The sequence below is a fragment of the Dyadobacter fanqingshengii genome, from assembly GCF_023822005.2.
Taxonomy (GTDB): Bacteria; Bacteroidota; Bacteroidia; order Cytophagales; family Spirosomataceae; genus Dyadobacter; species Dyadobacter fanqingshengii.
In genome coordinates, this window is record NZ_CP098806.1 from 5909306 (window position 1) to 5924578 (window position 15273).

The following is a 15273-nucleotide window of genomic DNA, read 5'->3' on the forward strand; positions in this document are numbered from 1 at the left end:
CCGATGATCATATTCATTGTTCTTGCTGCCGTTGTTTTCATTGTATTAAGCTCGACCGTCTTTAAAATGCACCCGCTTGTAGGCCTGCTGCTGGCTGCAATCGGCGTCGGGGTATTTGCAGGCCTGCCCATTGACAAGCTGGCGGAGACAATTGGCAAAGGCTTTGGAGAACTGATGTCGAAAATTGGGTTAATGGTCATTCTCGGCTGTGTGATTGGTGCGATCCTGGATAAATCAGGGGCCGCTATTAAAGTTGCTGATGTGATCCTGAGTCTGTTTGGTGAAAAAAGGCCTGCATTTGCAATGGCCGTGATCGGCGGCATTGTCGGAATTCCGGTTTTTTGCGATTCCGGATTCATTATTCTGCATAAATTGAACCAGATCGTCGCCAAGCGAACTGGAAAGCCGCTCGGAACTATTGCATTATCCTTATCAGGCGGACTTTTTGCCACGCATACGCTGGTCCCGCCAACGCCTGGACCATTATCTGCAGCCGGAAATCTGGGTATTGCGGATTCGGTCGGATTAGTGATTTTGATCGGCCTGATCGTTTCCATTCCGAGCCTTTTCCTTTCAACCTGGTTTGCAGGCAAGTTTGCCCGGAATGTTGAGATCACAGAAAGTTCAGCTGTTGAGCCGCCGGTGATCATTCACGAAAGCAGACTGCCCCCGGCCTGGAAAGCGTTCATGCCCATTCTTTTGCCCATCATTCTTATTACACTTGCATCCTTTGCCAGGATTTTAAATTTCCCGGAAATCTGGACAAAATGGCTTGGCTTTTTCGGCAGTCCGCTTGTTTCATTTCTCATCGCCATCTTTTTCAGCTACTCACTTTTCCCGGAGTATGCCTCAGAAAGAATGATGGCCTGTTTCAAAAGCGGCATCGAACATTGCGGAACAACATTGGTGCTGGTAGGAGCAGGAGGCGCCTTCGGCGCAATTTTGAAAGAAACTTCTTTGAAAGATATGGTCACCGAATGGCTGTTACACAACGAAATGTCAGGTGCTTACCTGCTCGGAATCGCCTTCCTGATCGCCGCATTCTTCAAAACAGCACAAGGTTCAACTACATCCGCGATGGTGCTGACAACCAGTATTCTGGCACCACTGCTAGCCTCGTTAGGCTTCATAACACCCATCCAAATCACATTAGTAGTCATGGCAGTAGGAAGCGGCGCCATGATTGTCTCCCATACAAACGACGCCTGGTTCTGGGTCGTGTCGCAGTTTACAGGCATCTCAGCCAGGGACACTTACCGGACTCATACGATTTTGACGGGGTTGCAGGGGGTTGTTAGTTTTTTGATGGTGATGGTGTTGTGGGTTCTGCTGGGGTGAAGGGTACAAAGCCCTGCCACCCTAAACGCTCATAAAACAACCTGTCACCCTGAGCGTACCGGGCCGCCGGGCGGTCGAAGGGGCGTTACTACCTAGGTGATAACGCCCCTTCGACTCCGCTCAGGGTGACAGTGTAAGTAACTCCGCTCAGGCTGACAAAGCTTGTATGCTAGCCTAATGCTTGTTTTTTTCTTAAACCCCCAGCTCAGCCAGAACTTCAGAAACCTTAGCAGCAGCTTCTTTAAACTCAATAGCGGAAGAAACTTTCAAGCCAGATTCATTAATGATTCTTGCTCCTTCTTCTGCATTCGTTCCTTGGAGACGTACGATGATAGGAACCGGAATCTCTCCGATGGCTTTGTAAGCTTCTACAACACCGGCCGCAACGCGGTCGCAGCGAACGATTCCGCCGAAGATGTTGATCAGGATTGCCTTAACATTAGGATCTTTCAGAATGATACGGAAACCTGCTTCTACGGTGCGTGCGTTCGCGCCACCCCCAACATCCAGGAAGTTAGCGGGCTCGCCGCCTGAAAGCTTGATAAGGTCCATTGTTGCCATAGCAAGACCAGCACCATTCACCATGCAACCTACGTTTCCGTCCAGTTTTACATAGTTCAGGTTATTTGCGCCTGCTTCTACTTCCAAAGGATCTTCTTCGTTCGTATCGCGCATTTCTGCCAGTTCCGGGTGACGATACAATGCATTGTCATCCAAATCCACTTTGGCATCAACGGCGAGAATTTTATTGTCAGATGTTTTCAAAACCGGGTTGATTTCGAACATCGCTGAATCACTTTCAATGTATGCTTTGTAAAGCGCAGTGATGAATTTCACCATTTCTTTGAATGCATCACCTTCAAGGCCCAAAGCAAAAGCCACTTTACGCGCCTGGAATGGCTGCAAACCCACTTTCGGATCAATCCACTCCTTCATGATCTTTTCAGGCGTATGCTCTGCAACTTCTTCAATGTCCATACCGCCTTCGGTGCTGGCCATGATCACATTGCAGTTTCTGCCACGGTCAAGGAGGATAGAAAGATAATATTCTTTCGGCTCGCTTGGTCCCGGATAATACACGTCTTCGGCAATAAGCACTTTGTTAACACGCTTGCCATCAGGGCCAGTCTGATGTGTAACCAGGACTTTACCCAAAATATTGTTGGATATGGTGCGAACATCTTCAACAGATTTCGCAAGGGCAACGCCACGTTGTTCTGTTCCAACGATGCGGCCTTTTCCGCGTCCACCTGCGTGGATCTGGGATTTTACTACATACCATTTGGTACCAGTCTGCTGGCTAAGCTCACGCGCAACTTCAACTGCCTTGTCCGGAGTGTCGGCTACGAGTCCTTCCTGAATACGCACACCGTATTTTTTAAGAACGCTTTTGCCTTGATATTCGTGAATATTCATGAGTATAAAAGTAAATTGGTATTTTCACGGCAAATTAAGGAATTAATCAAAACGGGCGTAGGTTTCAGTCCAATTATCTTCTTCGAAATATGAATTTACTGCGGGCGAGCGGGATCAGGCGCACATATGGTTCTTTACAGGTTTTAAAGGGGATTGATTTAGAAGTTGAGAAAGGAGAAGTTGTCGCAATCGTAGGCGCTTCCGGCGCGGGAAAAAGCACATTTCTTCACATTCTGGGCACATTGGACCGGCCGGATCAAGGACAAGTTTTCATTGAAGACATCAATGTTTTTACACAAAAAGACAAGGATCTCGCCCGTTTCCGCAATGAAAAGGTTGGTTTCATTTTTCAATTTCATAACCTGCTTGCTGAGTTTACTGCATTGGAAAATGCCTGTATGCCGGGCTATATCAATGGTTCTATGAATGAAAAGGACATTCTGGCCCGAGGAAAAGAATTGCTTGAAATGCTTGGCCTGGGAGACAGAGCGAATCATTTGCCTTCCCAGCTTTCAGGCGGCGAACAGCAGCGTGTTGCAGTGGCGCGAGCGCTTTTGAACAAGCCCTCCATTGTACTTGCAGACGAACCAAGCGGGAACCTGGATTCACATAATGCATTGGAACTGCATCAGTTATTTTTTAAGCTGCGTGATGATTTTGGACAGACATTTGTCATTGTAACGCATAATGAAGACCTGGCAGCAATGGCAGATCGGAGGCTGGTTATGCAGGACGGTTTTATGCAATCCTAGTATTTTTTGGTATTAATATTAAAGCAAAAGCCGCCCAGTTTCCTGAGCGGCTTTTTAAATATATGCCTAAAAGGGGATGAATTACATCATTCCACCCATTCCGCCGCCGTGACCATGGCCACCACCAGCAGGAGCTTCTTCTGGCTCGTCAGCAATTACACATTCCGTTGTTAACAACAAACCTGCGATAGATGCTGCGTTTTCCAGAGCAAGACGGGATACTTTCTTAGGGTCAATGATACCAGCTTCCAAAAGGTCTGTGTAAACATTGTCCTTCGCGTTGTAACCGTATGAGCCTGTTCCTTCTTTAATTTTCTGAAGAACTACTGAAGGCTCCTGACCTGAGTTAGAAACGATCGTTCTCAAAGGAGATTCAATAGCAACACGGATAATGTTGATACCTGTGGTCTCATCTTCGTTGCTTCCCTGCATGCCTTCAAGAGCGCTGGCAGCACGGATGTAAGCTACACCACCACCTGCAACAATTCCTTCTTCAACAGCAGCACGCGTTGCATGCAATGCATCGTCAACGCGGTCTTTTTTCTCTTTCATTTCAACCTCCGTAGCAGCTCCGATATAAAGGATAGCTACACCACCAGACAATTTAGCAAGGCGTTCCTGAAGTTTCTCGCGATCGTAATCAGAAGTTGTATTTTCGATCTGCGCTTTGATCTGGTTTACACGACCCTGAATGTCCTCAGAGTTACCTGCACCATTTACCAAAGTTGTGTTGTCTTTGTCGATGATTGCTTTTTCGCAAGATCCAAGATATTCCAAAGTTGCGTTTTCCAATTTGAAACCACGCTCTTCTGAGATAACTGTTCCGCCAGTGATGATCGCGATGTCTTCAAGCATTGCTTTACGACGGTCACCAAAACCAGGAGCTTTCACAGCAGCAACTTTCAAGGCGCCACGAATTTTGTTTACTACCAATGTAGCAAGTGCTTCTCCGTCAACGTCTTCTGCCAAAATAAGCAAAGGACGGCCTGTTTGTGCAACTGCTTCAAGAACTGGAAGCAATTCTTTCATTGAAGAAACTTTCTTCTCAGAAATCAAGATATATGGACGCTCAAGATCAGCTTCCATTTTCTCTGTATTGGTAACAAAATATGGAGACAGGTAACCACGGTCAAACTGCATACCTTCTACAGTTTTAACTTCTGTTTCAGTTCCGCGTGCTTCTTCAACAGTGATAACACCTTCTTTTCCTACTTTTTCCATCGCTTCGGCAATCATATTACCGATTTCTTCGTCATGGTTAGCTGAAATGGTAGCAACCTGAGCGATTTCTTTGGAAGTAGAAATATCTTTCTTTTGTGATTCAAGGTTCTTAACGATCACAGAAACTGCTTTATCAATTCCGCGTTTCAGATCCATTGGGTTAGCACCCGCTGCTACGTTCTTAACACCGATTGAATAAATAGCCTGAGCCAAAACAGTGGCAGTAGTTGTACCATCACCTGCGGAATCAGCAGTTTTAGAAGCTACTTCTTTCACCAACTGAGCACCCATGTTTTCGATAGGGTCTTTCAGATCGATTTCTTTTGCAACCGTTACACCATCTTTCGTGATGCTAGGCGATCCGAATTTTTTATCGATAACTACGTTACGACCACGAGGTCCTAATGTTACTTTAACGGCATCAGCCAATGTATCAACACCGCGCTTAATTTTATCACGAGCTTCGGTATCGAAGAAAATTTTCTTAGACATACTAATTAATCGTTTTGGATTTTTCTTGATTGAGTTATTTACTGGACTTGCTGATATTAACCAATAATGGCGTAAATGTCAGACTCACGCATGATAAGCACATCTTTGCCTTCGTACGCCAATTCAGTTCCTGAATATTTTCCGTATAATACGGTGTCACCTACCTTAACGGTCATCGGCTCGTCTTTTTTACCCGGGCCCACTGCTACAACAGTTCCACGTTGAGGTTTTTCCTTTGCAGTATCAGGAATAATGATACCAAATGCTGTTTTTTCTTCGGCTGGGGCTGGTTCTACAAGAACACGATCAGCCAGAGGTTGTACGTTCACTTGTATTTCTGCTAAAGTTGACATAAATATTAAACGTTTGTTTTTTGATTGTCAGTAATAGATTTGACTGAAACCAAGTAAGCACAATCTATGCCAGCAGATTCCGGCTGACATTTTTTCCGGCAAGTATGACAAATTTGTACCTTACCCTGCCGTTATATAATTATAAGAAGCAATGTATTGTCATGGACGGCAGCGAATTGTTTCACGATCTGAAAATGCGTAAATTTTATCGGCACCAAATTTAAAATCCTATGACAAACCTCCAAAAGAACTGGTTAACCGAAGGAATTTTTGATTTTGAGTACAAAAAATATGTCTTGCAGGCATATTTACAGCACATTGACAGCCAGTTTACATTAAATAAACTTCATCCTCATCTGCCAGACCTGCAATTTCATTTTGATTCCTGTATTCGTATACGCACCACCAAAAGTGAGATCAGAACGTCGTTTCCAAAGAATGTGACTGGGGTAAATTTGCAAACCTGGAAGCTGGAATACGAAGAAACGCACCAGGACGATCCTTATCTGGAAGAATTGAATTACATTCTTGATTTTGCTATTCCGCGTTTTTCGCGCGCGTTAGAGCAGGGCTCGGAGCGTTTCAGTGAAGTAGGGGAGAACATTAAAATTTCGCCAGTGGGCATCGTGCCCTTGCGGCTGGAAGAAGGTTACCTGTTGTTTTTACACACATTCCAGCCCATTGTCAGTGTTTTTGAATACCAGCTGGCGTTATACAACGAAATGAAAGAACGTTATTTAAAGACAACATTCGTGGATACGATCCACATTGGATTAGGAAATACAGTTTCGCAGATTAAAGTTGATTTAACCAAAAAGAATAAATCGCTGCCCAATCCGGCCACTTATGTCGTTGAATCCAAATATGATTATCCTTTGCATGAAGCGCTTTTGCCCGTTGCTAAGAAATTGATATTGAGGCAAATGAACATTGCCTAGCCAAAACCGTTAAGCGCAAAAAAGGCTCATGAAGTAAATCATGAGCCTTTTTTAATGTCTTAATTTAACTTATTTCGAGCTGTCCGCAGGTGCAGCTGGCGTCGTTGCAGAACCCGCTGGTGTTGTAGCATCGCCCGGAGTGGCGGCTCCTGGAGCGGTGGCTCCCGGTGCTTCGGCACCCGGTGCTGGTGCAGGAGCGATGTTTCCGCCTGGGATTACTGTATTTTGTGCTTTATCAACATTTACACTGTTAATTCCACCCGTTTGCGCATTTCCGCTCGCGATGATGTAGGAAGCAAGTGAGATTAGAATTACTGCCCCCGCAAGTCCCCAGGTAATTTGTTCCAATAAATCGGTTGTCTTTTTAACACCAAACATTTGGGTAGTTCCTGCTCCGCTAAACTCGCTGGAAAGTCCTCCGCCTTTTGAATTTTGTACCAACACAACCAGGATCAACAAAACAGCGATGATCGCAACCAAGATAATCAAACCCAAATACATGACTTATTAATTTTGAATGTTAGAATGAGTGAATGTTTGAATATGTGATTTCTTACAATCGATACAATTCACTCAATTTTTTCGCAAAGTAATTCCTTTTTTCTGGTTTTTTCAAGATCAATTTTTGATAGAGGTCAATTGCCTTCTCAATTTTACCCTGGCGTACCAAAATTTTCGCAAAAGCTTCGGTCTCAATGCTTCCAGCTCCGGACTCGGCAACTCTGCCGCTTACGTCAACGGTAACAGGTTCCAGATTGTTCTCCTGACGAATGATCCGCGGGTTCTTTTTCATGAAACCCTCAATGATCTGCTGCTGTCTACGCTGTTCCTCAGACCGTTGATTAGGGATAACCACCGTTTCCTGTTCAACGATGCTGATGAGAATATCTTCTCCATTTTGCGGAACCGACTTTTCCTGCGCCTCGATCACTTCCTCAATGTTGACCGAAGCATCGTAGCGCTCCGTATCACTTTCAACAAGCTGCTGCAAAGCAATGCGGCTTAATGCATATGCTGCCGCGCGCGGACGGGTTTCATCCAGTTTCTCACTTCCAGCTACACTGGATGCTTTTGCCAATAATGAATAGGAAATCTGGCAGTAAGGGAATGCCTTAATCGTCGCTTCAAGCTCTTCGATCACCTCGCTGCCAACGGCCTGAGGATGTTTGACCAGATTGCTGAATGCCTCCTTTTCAATGATGGACATATTGACCTTAATATTTTTGGAATAAAGAATGAAGTTATGCAAAAGGATAATCTACTACCAGTCGGCGGCAGATTTATTAAAGATCTGTTGCACTAAATTCTCCCGAATTGTAGGCAAAAGTCGCGCTTCATTTTGGTTAAGCGTTTGATCCTGAGGGAAATCGGCGTAGTATGTAAAAGACTGGTCAAAGTTTTTGGTTTCGTCTTTTGCATTGGTATACCGAACCTGTACTGTGACATTCAAACGGTTCAATCCGGCCTGGTCATTCGCGGTTGGTGCTGCTGCCAGCACGTCATAACCTGTAATGGAACCTTCCAAAATGAGGTCGCCGCCGCCTGGCTGGCTGATCAAACTTGTATTTCGCTGGAAATATTCTTTTAGTTCCTCTGTGAGTCGCTGCGGCAGATCGGACGGTCCACCAGCTGTGCCCATCGTGAAATTGAGCACACTGAATGTTTTGATGTCAGGCGATAAATTGGTTCCGGTAAAGGAATAAACGCCACAACCCGACATGAAGATGGAGCAATGCAGGACAAAAAAGAGGGTCAGGAGCCTTTTGGAATTCATCGAAACGCGCATGCTGGGAATGCTTTTAAATCTATTCTTCAATGTCATACTGCTTAATTTTCCTGTATAACGTGCGTTCCGATATGCCCAATGCACTGGCTGCATATTTTCGTTTATTATTATTTTTCCTTAAAGCTTTGATGATCATTTCCTTTTCCTTGTCTTCCAGGGATAGCGACTCCTCCTCAGCAGTTACGTGCATAACATCCTCAATTTCACTCCGTTCGTCTGAATATCTGTCCAGATCCACGGTCCGTGGGGGAACAGGTGAGAGTAAGCGTGCGGGTTCAATGGTGGGCGTGTGGGAATGCGAGTGGCTTGCCGGCTCAGCATTGTTCAGTGAGCTGAACAGTTCCTGATGATCTTTCAGGATCTCACCGCCGTATTTTTCATTTTCCAGCACATTACGGACAAGCTTTTTAAGCTCCGTCATATCCCGGCGCATATCAAAAAGCACCTTATAAAGTAACTCCCGCTCCGAAAATGAGGTGGCCGAATCTTCGCCGGAACGTAAAGTGATCAGCGCTTTTCTACCCGCGGGCTGCACGGGGTTCAGGTAATTGTTTAATGTTTCGTGGGATATGGGCAGCTCCTTATCCGTTTCCAGGATGGTGATCTGCTCTGCAATGTTTTTAAGCTGGCGAATGTTTCCCGGGAATGCATATTGCATCAGCAAGTCACGCGCTTCGGAGTCCAATCTGACAGGCTTTGTCCTGTATCTTTCAGAAAAATCATTGGTAAACTTCCTGAACAGCAGCAAAATGTCTTCGCCGCGGTCGCGCAATGGCGGAACGTAAATAGGGACTGTGTTCAACCGGTAATAAAGGTCTTCGCGGAATTTTCCGTTGTTCACAGCATCCAGTAAATTCACGTTGGTCGCCGCAACAACACGCACGTTGGTTTTCAGGACTTTGGATGATCCTACACGAATATATTCTCCGTTTTCCAGCACACGCAAAAGCCTCGCCTGCGTTCCCAAAGGCATTTCACCAACCTCATCCAGGAAAATAGTCCCGCTGTTAGTGGTTTCAAAATATCCCTTTCGTGAATCAAGGGCCCCTGTAAATGCTCCTTTTTCATGCCCGAAAAGCTCCGAATCAATGGTTCCTTCGGGAATGGCACCGCAGTTGATAGCAATGAACGGGCCGTGTTTGCGCGAACTGAGGCTATGGATAATTTTCGAAAAAGATTCTTTTCCACTTCCGCTTTCGCCTGTAATCAGCACGGTAAGGTCGGTGGCCGCGACCTGCACAGCAACATTAATCGCGTGATTAAGTCCGGGTGACGTACCAATTATTCCGAAACGGTTCTTTATTGCTTGTATTTCAGCTGGATTCATGAAACGGGTACTTTTTCAACCGCATAACCGCGAAGTGTCGCAGCGGTCGTGTCTGTAATTAAAACGTCGACATAATCGCCTACTTTGAAGTTTTCGCGGGGGAATATGACTCTTTTATTCTGGTCACTGCGTCCTGTAAAATCGTTTACAGATCGTTTGGATGTATTTTCAATCAGCACTTTTTGCACTGTGCCGATCAGTTTTTGATTGCGCTCGAGGGAAATCCTTTGTTGTATATCAATGATTTCCACGAGGCGCCGCTGTTTAATGTCCGCCGGAATGTCATCCGGATATTTCTTAGCTGCAAGCGTTCCCGGACGTTCGGAATAGGCGAACATATAGCCAAAATCAAAACGCACATATTCCAGCAAGGATAACGAATCCAAATGCTCTTCCTCGGTTTCGCTGCAAAATCCGGCAATCATATCATGTGAAATGGCACAATCTTCACCTAAGATCCGGCGAATGCTGTCGATTCTTTCGAGATACCATTCGCGGTCATAGGTCCGGTTCATCATTTCCAGCACACGGCTGTTGCCATGCTGCGCGGGTAAATGAATGTATTTACAAATGTTATCGTACTTTTTGATCGTGTAAAGCACTTCATCCGTAATGTCTTTCGGGTGGGATGTGCTGAACCTTACCCGCAATTCCGGGCTGATCTGCGCCACCATTTCAAGCAGCTTTGCAAAGTTTACCTGCGTTTGTAATGCTGCGGTTTCAACATTCGTAGAAATGGCTGTAACGCTATTAGGTCCCTGCCATTTGTAGCTGTCCACATTCTGCCCGAGCAATGTCACTTCCTTATAGCCATCATTATAAAGGTCTTGCGCCTCTTTCACAATCGAAAAGGGATCACGGCTGCGCTCGCGGCCGCGGGTCATGGGCACCACACAAAAGCTGCACATATTGTCACACCCGCGCATAATGGAAACCAATGCCGTTACACCATTGGAATTGAGGCGGATAGGCGAAATGTCTGCGTAAGTTTCTTCTCTTGACAAAAATACATTGACGCCTTTCTGACCTGTTTCAGCTTCTTCTACCAATCGCGGCAGGTCACGGTAAGCATCCGGGCCGGTGACAATGTCTACCATTTTTTCTTCGTCAAGCAACTTGGCTTTCAAGCGCTCTGCCATACAGCCCAAAACACCGATTAATGTGCCTGGTTTCTTCTTTTTTATAACATTAAGCTGCCTTAACCTGGTCCTTACGCGCTGCTCGGCATTGTCACGAATGGCACAAGTGTTCAAAAATATGAGATCTGCATTTTCAACGTCGGAAGTGGTGGCAAAACCGGCCTCGCGCATAACGGAAGCCACGATCTCGCTGTCTGCGAAGTTCATCTGGCAGCCGTAACTCTCTATAAAAAGCCTTTTCTTGTTTAAAGCTGGTTCGTTTTCTGAAACACGGACTGTCTCGCAGGCTACTTTGTCCTCCTCAGTCAATATTTTCAAAGTCTCTGCAATTCTATGTTCCATGGAAGGGATCTTAACACTATTTATTCAAAGAACCTGAGCGCGCAACGCCGCCGAATTTAGGTTTCAAGAATGCAAATATAGAAAGAAATCGATAAAAACTGACAAACTGTCATACTCTTCTGGGGCCAAACGACGCTTCAAAATGGATATCCTACACCGAGATTTACATTGAGAAAGTTGGACTGTGTTCTTTTGAAAAGCTTGTTAAATTCGAGCTCGTCCAACACAAATCGCTGCAACGCAGGATCATAGACTTTGATACCGAAATCAAAGCGAAGGATAAAAAATGAAAGGTCATAACGAATCCCGAAACCGGTTCCGACTGCGATTTCCTTGAAAAATTTATTGGGTTCAAATTTCTGAGATTCGGTTGCGGTGCTGCCGAGGTTCCATACATTTCCGGCATCAATAAATAATGCATAATTGATATCTCCGAAGAATTTGGCCAGGAAGCCACGCCATTCCAGATTTCCTTCCAGCAAAAATTCGCCTGGTGATTCGATGGTCAAACCCGTGTCTGTTCTTCGTGGAGCGGCAGAGCCCGGCCCAAGGCGCCGAGGCAGCCATGCGCGAAGGCTGTTGGATCCGCCGGCAAAGAAATATTTTTCATAAGGCGGCACCTTGCTGTCGCCATAGCTGTACACTGCCCCGGAATTGATCCGGGCAACGAACGCCGAACGCCTGCCCGCAGGCCAGTAACGCCGGTAATCTGCATTCCAGCGCACATATTTGTAAAATTGCAAGCCATCACCGAACACATTCTTGATCAAATTTTCCTGTTTTGGCAGAATGTTCAGCGATGTCCCGCCAGATTCCAGCGCAACCCGAAAGTAATGTGCATTTTTCTGCGGGCCGATTAGCGCATTGGTGTTATAGGTAAAGTTAAAATTGATATCCGACACAAATGACCGCTGGAAACTATTGAAAAGGTTATTTCCCTGGTCTCTCAGCTCATCAAGAAGTGACTGAAAATCGGAGCGGATGTTTTGGGTGTTCAGAATGTTGAGATCAACGAGCGATAGGTTGAACAATGTTTTGTTTGTTGGCTGCCACGAATATGTCATCGCCACCTTCACGTTCGTTCGCGTGTATTCCGGCCTGTTTACGTAATTATATCCCAATCCCACCTGCGTTCTCGGGTTAGAGCTAGCCGTCTCCTTTTGCAGCATGTTCGCTGGCGTGAGCAATCTTGGGAATATCAGGGAAGTATTTAAACCAATTTCTTCACTGCGGTAAATGGAGCTGTTGCCCAGGAAGCCAGGCACGAGTTCAATGCCACCCCTCAGGTTTGCCTCAAAGTTTTCGAGGCCGTTGAAGACGTTACGGATTTTGTACGATAAGTTTGCAAATGGCCCGGGCGCGCCCTGAAGCTGGATCACATTCAAGCCGACGTCGGTTGAAATCTGATATTTTTCCAAAGGGATCACTTTGAAATAACTGTTGATCCCGTGACCGGTCGAATCGAGCGTATAGGAGTAATTTACAAATCTGAACTGATCGGTTAATGAGAGCTGCTGCTGCGTGTCGCGCTCTTTTTGCTGGCTGTAAATTGCACCGGGACGCACTTGCATTTTGCTATCCAAAATCCTGGTAGCGAAGCGTTTATCTGAAAAAGTGTAATTTATTCCGCGGAAATTAACTGTGTCTTTCCTAGCATAAAGCGAATCCGGCGATCCCGATGGTGGCAACACCTCAAAATGCACAGAATTGATCTTATAACGTTCGCCGTTTTTGATCGCCCCGGGCATATCCACCCGCACTTTTACATCAACCGACTTGAAAAAACTGTCCGTGGCAGCATTTGTGAGCGTATCATTGATCAAATAGGAAATGTTCTGGCGTGAAAAACCCAGATATCCCTGGTTCCGCAGCAATGTCTCAATCCTGATCCGCTCCTCTTCAAATGCATCGCCATCATAGCGCTTCCTGGCTTGCAGGGCCGGATTTTTATTGTTTGAATTGATAATGCTGTCCGCCGTCAAGTTCCGCACCTGATATTCAACGTCGCGGATCATTGTCGGGCGCTTTTCCGTCACATAATAGTTAACCCTGATCCTGTCGAAGATTGTGTCCGGTTTGTAAGAGACCGCAGCTTCAAAAAAACCATTGTTATAAAGGTATTTCTGCATTTTCTCGGCATTCAGGGCAACTTCGGCAGCAACAAAATACACCGGCGCTTCTCCCAGGACCCGCATCCAGAAATTTCCCTGATCCACACGCGTCTGCGCTTTTTCAAGTTTTTTGGCATAGCGCCGCTGAATCTTTTCCAGCTTCCGCGGAGAATTTTCGTTTAAGCGGGATTCATTTTGATATTTTTGCGTGATTTCAATTACTTTCCGCTGTTTTTCCTCACGGTTATAGAACAGTTCACCAAAGCGGTAAAGACCGACATATGGAAAGAAAGGCAGCCCGAGAAGGCGCCTGTTGGGTTTTTGAGGAATCAATGCTTCCAGCTCGGAGTCATTAATGATCTGGTTGCCTTTTATGGAAGAATTGCCAAGATAATAGCTCTTGGACTGGGAGGCGGGCTTTCGTGCGCAAGACGACAATCCCACTAAAATCAGGAAGAAATACCAGCTATATGTAATCTTAGAATGGATATTCAATGCTGTCAAAAAATCGTATAAAGTATATTAACTCGCTTAAAATCAAGAAGTACAGGCAACTTCACCAGTCATTTATTGTGGAAGGCGCCAAGAGTGTGCTGGAATTGCTCGATTCCGATTTTAACATGGAGTTCGTGTTAACAACACAGGAATTTGAACAAAAATACGCAAGTATTTTAAGCAGGCATAACACAATCACAGAAACGGTCACGTTACAGGAATTGGAAGGCTTAGGTTCTTTTCAAACAAACGATTCTTGCCTGGCTGTTGCTAAAACGAAGCAAAACGATTTTTTGTCTCCTGAAAAATCAGAATATGTGCTTGTTTTGGATGATGTCCGCGATCCGGGAAATTTGGGTTCCATTATCAGGATCGCCGATTGGTACGGGATCAAAAAAATTATCTGTTCCAATGATACAACCGATGTTTATAATCCTAAGGTCATTGCCGCCAGCAAAGGATCATTTACAAGAGTCGATCTTTTTTACACGGATCTGACTTCCTATTTGGCTGAAAATGCTGCTGACAAGGCTGTTATCGGTGCTTTTCTAGGCGGGGAATCACTTTATACTTTCAATTTCTCACATTCGGGCGGCTACATTGTAATGGGCAATGAGTCGAATGGGATAGGAAATGCGGTTGAAAAATTTGTTACCAGTAAAATTACAATTCCTCGGGTAGGAGAGGCGGAATCGCTTAATGTGGGCATTGCAACGGCTGTAATGCTGGATAATCTAAGGCGGCAGATTAACGTCTAACCTTTTACTCGTGCGCGGCTTTGTGCGACAGTTCTTCTGCGTATTCCTTGCCCAAATAGTTGTCAATAAAATAATGCGCAACGTAAAGAAGGGGCGTAAGCAGGATCGCAATAAGACCTTTGTATAAATAATTGATTGTCCCGACAGAGAAAACCTGGTTGAGGTCCCAGTTTCCAAAGACGTAAAATGCAATGGTGATCACTACAAAACTGTCGATCAGCTGAGAAAACATGGTGGATCCGGTTGCACGGAGCCAGATGAACTTGCTGCCTGTTTTTCTCCTTAACCACGAAAATACGGCCACATCCAGTAATTGACCCAATAGAAACGCCACGATCGACCCGATCATAATGCCCAGTCCCTGATTGAAAATCTTCGAAAATGCGTCGTTAATGTTAAACACATTCCCGGCTTTGTCGGTGTTGTTAATGTCCAGCCAAAATTGGGCAGGCGGCAACAGTGTGGCTACAAGGATGGTGATAAAAGTGTAAGCAATAAAGCAAGCGGTCAAAAATGAGATGCGTTTTACACCTTTTCTCCCGAAATATTCATTGATAATATCAGAAGTCACAAAAACGACCGGCCAGTTAATGACACCAGCCGTCATATTAAAGTCGAGCCTTTGACCGCCTATAAGCAGTTGTGCTGGCGGGATCCCGAGTAAAGTTTCCACCGAAAATATCTTACCGCCAATGATCTCGGCGATCAGTGCGTTGGTCAAAAATATCCCACAAAGCAGCAAAAACAAACGTTGCCGCTTTGCTTCCTGAACACTAGTATTTTCGATGGTCATTTATTTCGACAA

General features: G+C 45.3%; 14 protein-coding genes. 4 read left to right on the forward strand and 10 right to left on the reverse strand.

From position 1 onward, the window contains the following. The first annotated feature begins 3 nt into the window (after window positions 1-3). Entirely contained in the window at window positions 4-1338 is a 1335-nt protein-coding gene (locus NFI81_RS24820) for a GntP family permease (protein WP_234616178.1), read from the forward strand. A gap of 192 nt (window positions 1339-1530) precedes the next feature. Here the strand turns inward: NFI81_RS24820 and sucC are convergent, their stop codons facing one another. After that, complete coding sequence (gene sucC, locus NFI81_RS24825) at window positions 1531-2754, reverse strand: ADP-forming succinate--CoA ligase subunit beta (protein WP_233846274.1); 1224 nt, start codon at window positions 2752-2754, stop codon at window positions 1531-1533. Window positions 2755-2843: 89 nt separating this feature from the next. Here sucC and NFI81_RS24830 point away from each other — a divergent pair, with 89 nt between their 5' ends. Continuing rightward, a complete protein-coding gene (locus NFI81_RS24830) occupies window positions 2844-3506 on the forward strand; it encodes an ABC transporter ATP-binding protein (protein ID WP_234616179.1) in 663 nt (220 codons plus the stop codon). A gap of 81 nt (window positions 3507-3587) precedes the next feature. Here NFI81_RS24830 and groL read toward each other — a convergent pair whose 3' ends face one another. Both groL and NFI81_RS24840 read right to left on the reverse strand, forming a co-directional pair. Beyond that, window positions 3588-5219 carry a chaperonin GroEL gene (gene groL / locus NFI81_RS24835; RefSeq protein WP_234616180.1) on the reverse strand — a complete coding sequence of 544 codons (1632 nt, stop codon included), beginning with the start codon at window positions 5217-5219 and terminating at the stop codon, window positions 3588-3590. 56 nt (window positions 5220-5275) lie between these two features. Beyond that, window positions 5276-5572: a co-chaperone GroES gene (locus NFI81_RS24840; RefSeq protein WP_026628287.1), complete on the reverse strand. Its 297-nt coding sequence runs from the start codon at window positions 5570-5572 to the stop codon at window positions 5276-5278. Between the two features lie 230 nt (window positions 5573-5802). On the opposite strand from NFI81_RS24840, the gene NFI81_RS24845 reads away from it, so the two are divergent. Further along, window positions 5803-6510 carry a hypothetical protein gene (locus tag NFI81_RS24845; RefSeq protein ID WP_234616181.1) on the forward strand — a complete coding sequence of 236 codons (708 nt, stop codon included), beginning with the start codon at window positions 5803-5805 and terminating at the stop codon, window positions 6508-6510. A 69-nt stretch (window positions 6511-6579) separates the two neighbouring features. On the opposite strand, the gene secG is transcribed toward NFI81_RS24845, so the two are convergent. The 6 genes from secG to tamL all read right to left on the reverse strand — a co-directional run bounded on the left by secG (window position 6580) and on the right by tamL (window position 13710). Continuing rightward, the gene (gene secG, locus NFI81_RS24850; protein WP_234616182.1) at window positions 6580-7011 is read right to left on the reverse strand and encodes a preprotein translocase subunit SecG; all 432 of its coding nucleotides are present in this window, start codon (window positions 7009-7011) and stop codon (window positions 6580-6582) included. A gap of 52 nt (window positions 7012-7063) precedes the next feature. Next, entirely contained in the window at window positions 7064-7717 is a 654-nt protein-coding gene (locus tag NFI81_RS24855; RefSeq protein ID WP_234616183.1) for a DUF8458 domain-containing protein, read from the reverse strand. 54 nt (window positions 7718-7771) lie between these two features. After that, window positions 7772-8332: an LptE family protein gene (locus NFI81_RS24860; protein WP_234616184.1), complete on the reverse strand. Its 561-nt coding sequence runs from the start codon at window positions 8330-8332 to the stop codon at window positions 7772-7774. Further along, window positions 8316-9623, reverse strand: a complete 1308-nt coding sequence (locus NFI81_RS24865) for a sigma-54 interaction domain-containing protein (protein ID WP_234616185.1) — start codon at window positions 9621-9623, stop codon at window positions 8316-8318. Before NFI81_RS24865 ends, NFI81_RS24860 begins: the two co-directional genes overlap by 17 nt. Next, window positions 9620-11104, reverse strand: coding sequence for a tRNA (N6-isopentenyl adenosine(37)-C2)-methylthiotransferase MiaB (gene miaB, locus NFI81_RS24870; RefSeq protein ID WP_234616186.1), 1485 nt, complete (start codon window positions 11102-11104; stop codon window positions 9620-9622). Before miaB ends, NFI81_RS24865 begins: the two co-directional genes overlap by 4 nt. A 137-nt stretch (window positions 11105-11241) precedes the next feature. Then, complete coding sequence (tamL, locus tag NFI81_RS24875) at window positions 11242-13710, reverse strand: translocation and assembly module lipoprotein TamL (RefSeq protein WP_234616187.1); 2469 nt, start codon at window positions 13708-13710, stop codon at window positions 11242-11244. On the opposite strand from tamL, the gene NFI81_RS24880 reads away from it, so the two are divergent. Continuing rightward, window positions 13710-14468 carry a TrmH family RNA methyltransferase gene (locus NFI81_RS24880; protein ID WP_234616188.1) on the forward strand — a complete coding sequence of 253 codons (759 nt, stop codon included), beginning with the start codon at window positions 13710-13712 and terminating at the stop codon, window positions 14466-14468. The two genes, tamL and NFI81_RS24880, sit on opposite strands and share 1 nt — an antisense overlap. Window positions 14469-14472: 4 nt before the next feature. Here the strand turns inward: NFI81_RS24880 and NFI81_RS24885 are convergent, their stop codons facing one another. Continuing rightward, on the reverse strand, window positions 14473-15261 hold the full coding sequence (locus NFI81_RS24885; protein WP_234616189.1) for a queuosine precursor transporter: 789 nt from the start codon (window positions 15259-15261) through the stop codon (window positions 14473-14475). Between the last annotated feature and the right edge of the window lie 12 nt (window positions 15262-15273).

Coding starts and splice junctions, on each gene's coding strand:
- NFI81_RS24820 (WP_234616178.1), top strand. CDS start 4: ATGATCATATTCATTGTTCTTGCTGCCGTTGTTTTCATTGTATTAAGC.
- sucC (WP_233846274.1), bottom strand. CDS start 2,754: ATGAATATTCACGAATATCAAGGCAAAAGCGTTCTTAAAAAATACGGT.
- NFI81_RS24830 (WP_234616179.1), top strand. CDS start 2,844: ATGAATTTACTGCGGGCGAGCGGGATCAGGCGCACATATGGTTCTTTA.
- groL (WP_234616180.1), bottom strand. CDS start 5,219: ATGTCTAAGAAAATTTTCTTCGATACCGAAGCTCGTGATAAAATTAAG.
- NFI81_RS24840 (WP_026628287.1), bottom strand. CDS start 5,572: ATGTCAACTTTAGCAGAAATACAAGTGAACGTACAACCTCTGGCTGAT.
- NFI81_RS24845 (WP_234616181.1), top strand. CDS start 5,803: ATGACAAACCTCCAAAAGAACTGGTTAACCGAAGGAATTTTTGATTTT.
- secG (WP_234616182.1), bottom strand. CDS start 7,011: ATGTATTTGGGTTTGATTATCTTGGTTGCGATCATCGCTGTTTTGTTG.
- NFI81_RS24855 (WP_234616183.1), bottom strand. CDS start 7,717: ATGTCCATCATTGAAAAGGAGGCATTCAGCAATCTGGTCAAACATCCT.
- NFI81_RS24860 (WP_234616184.1), bottom strand. CDS start 8,332: ATGACATTGAAGAATAGATTTAAAAGCATTCCCAGCATGCGCGTTTCG.
- NFI81_RS24865 (WP_234616185.1), bottom strand. CDS start 9,623: ATGAATCCAGCTGAAATACAAGCAATAAAGAACCGTTTCGGAATAATT.
- miaB (WP_234616186.1), bottom strand. CDS start 11,104: ATGGAACATAGAATTGCAGAGACTTTGAAAATATTGACTGAGGAGGAC.
- NFI81_RS24880 (WP_234616188.1), top strand. CDS start 13,710: ATGCTGTCAAAAAATCGTATAAAGTATATTAACTCGCTTAAAATCAAG.
- NFI81_RS24885 (WP_234616189.1), bottom strand. CDS start 15,261: ATGACCATCGAAAATACTAGTGTTCAGGAAGCAAAGCGGCAACGTTTG.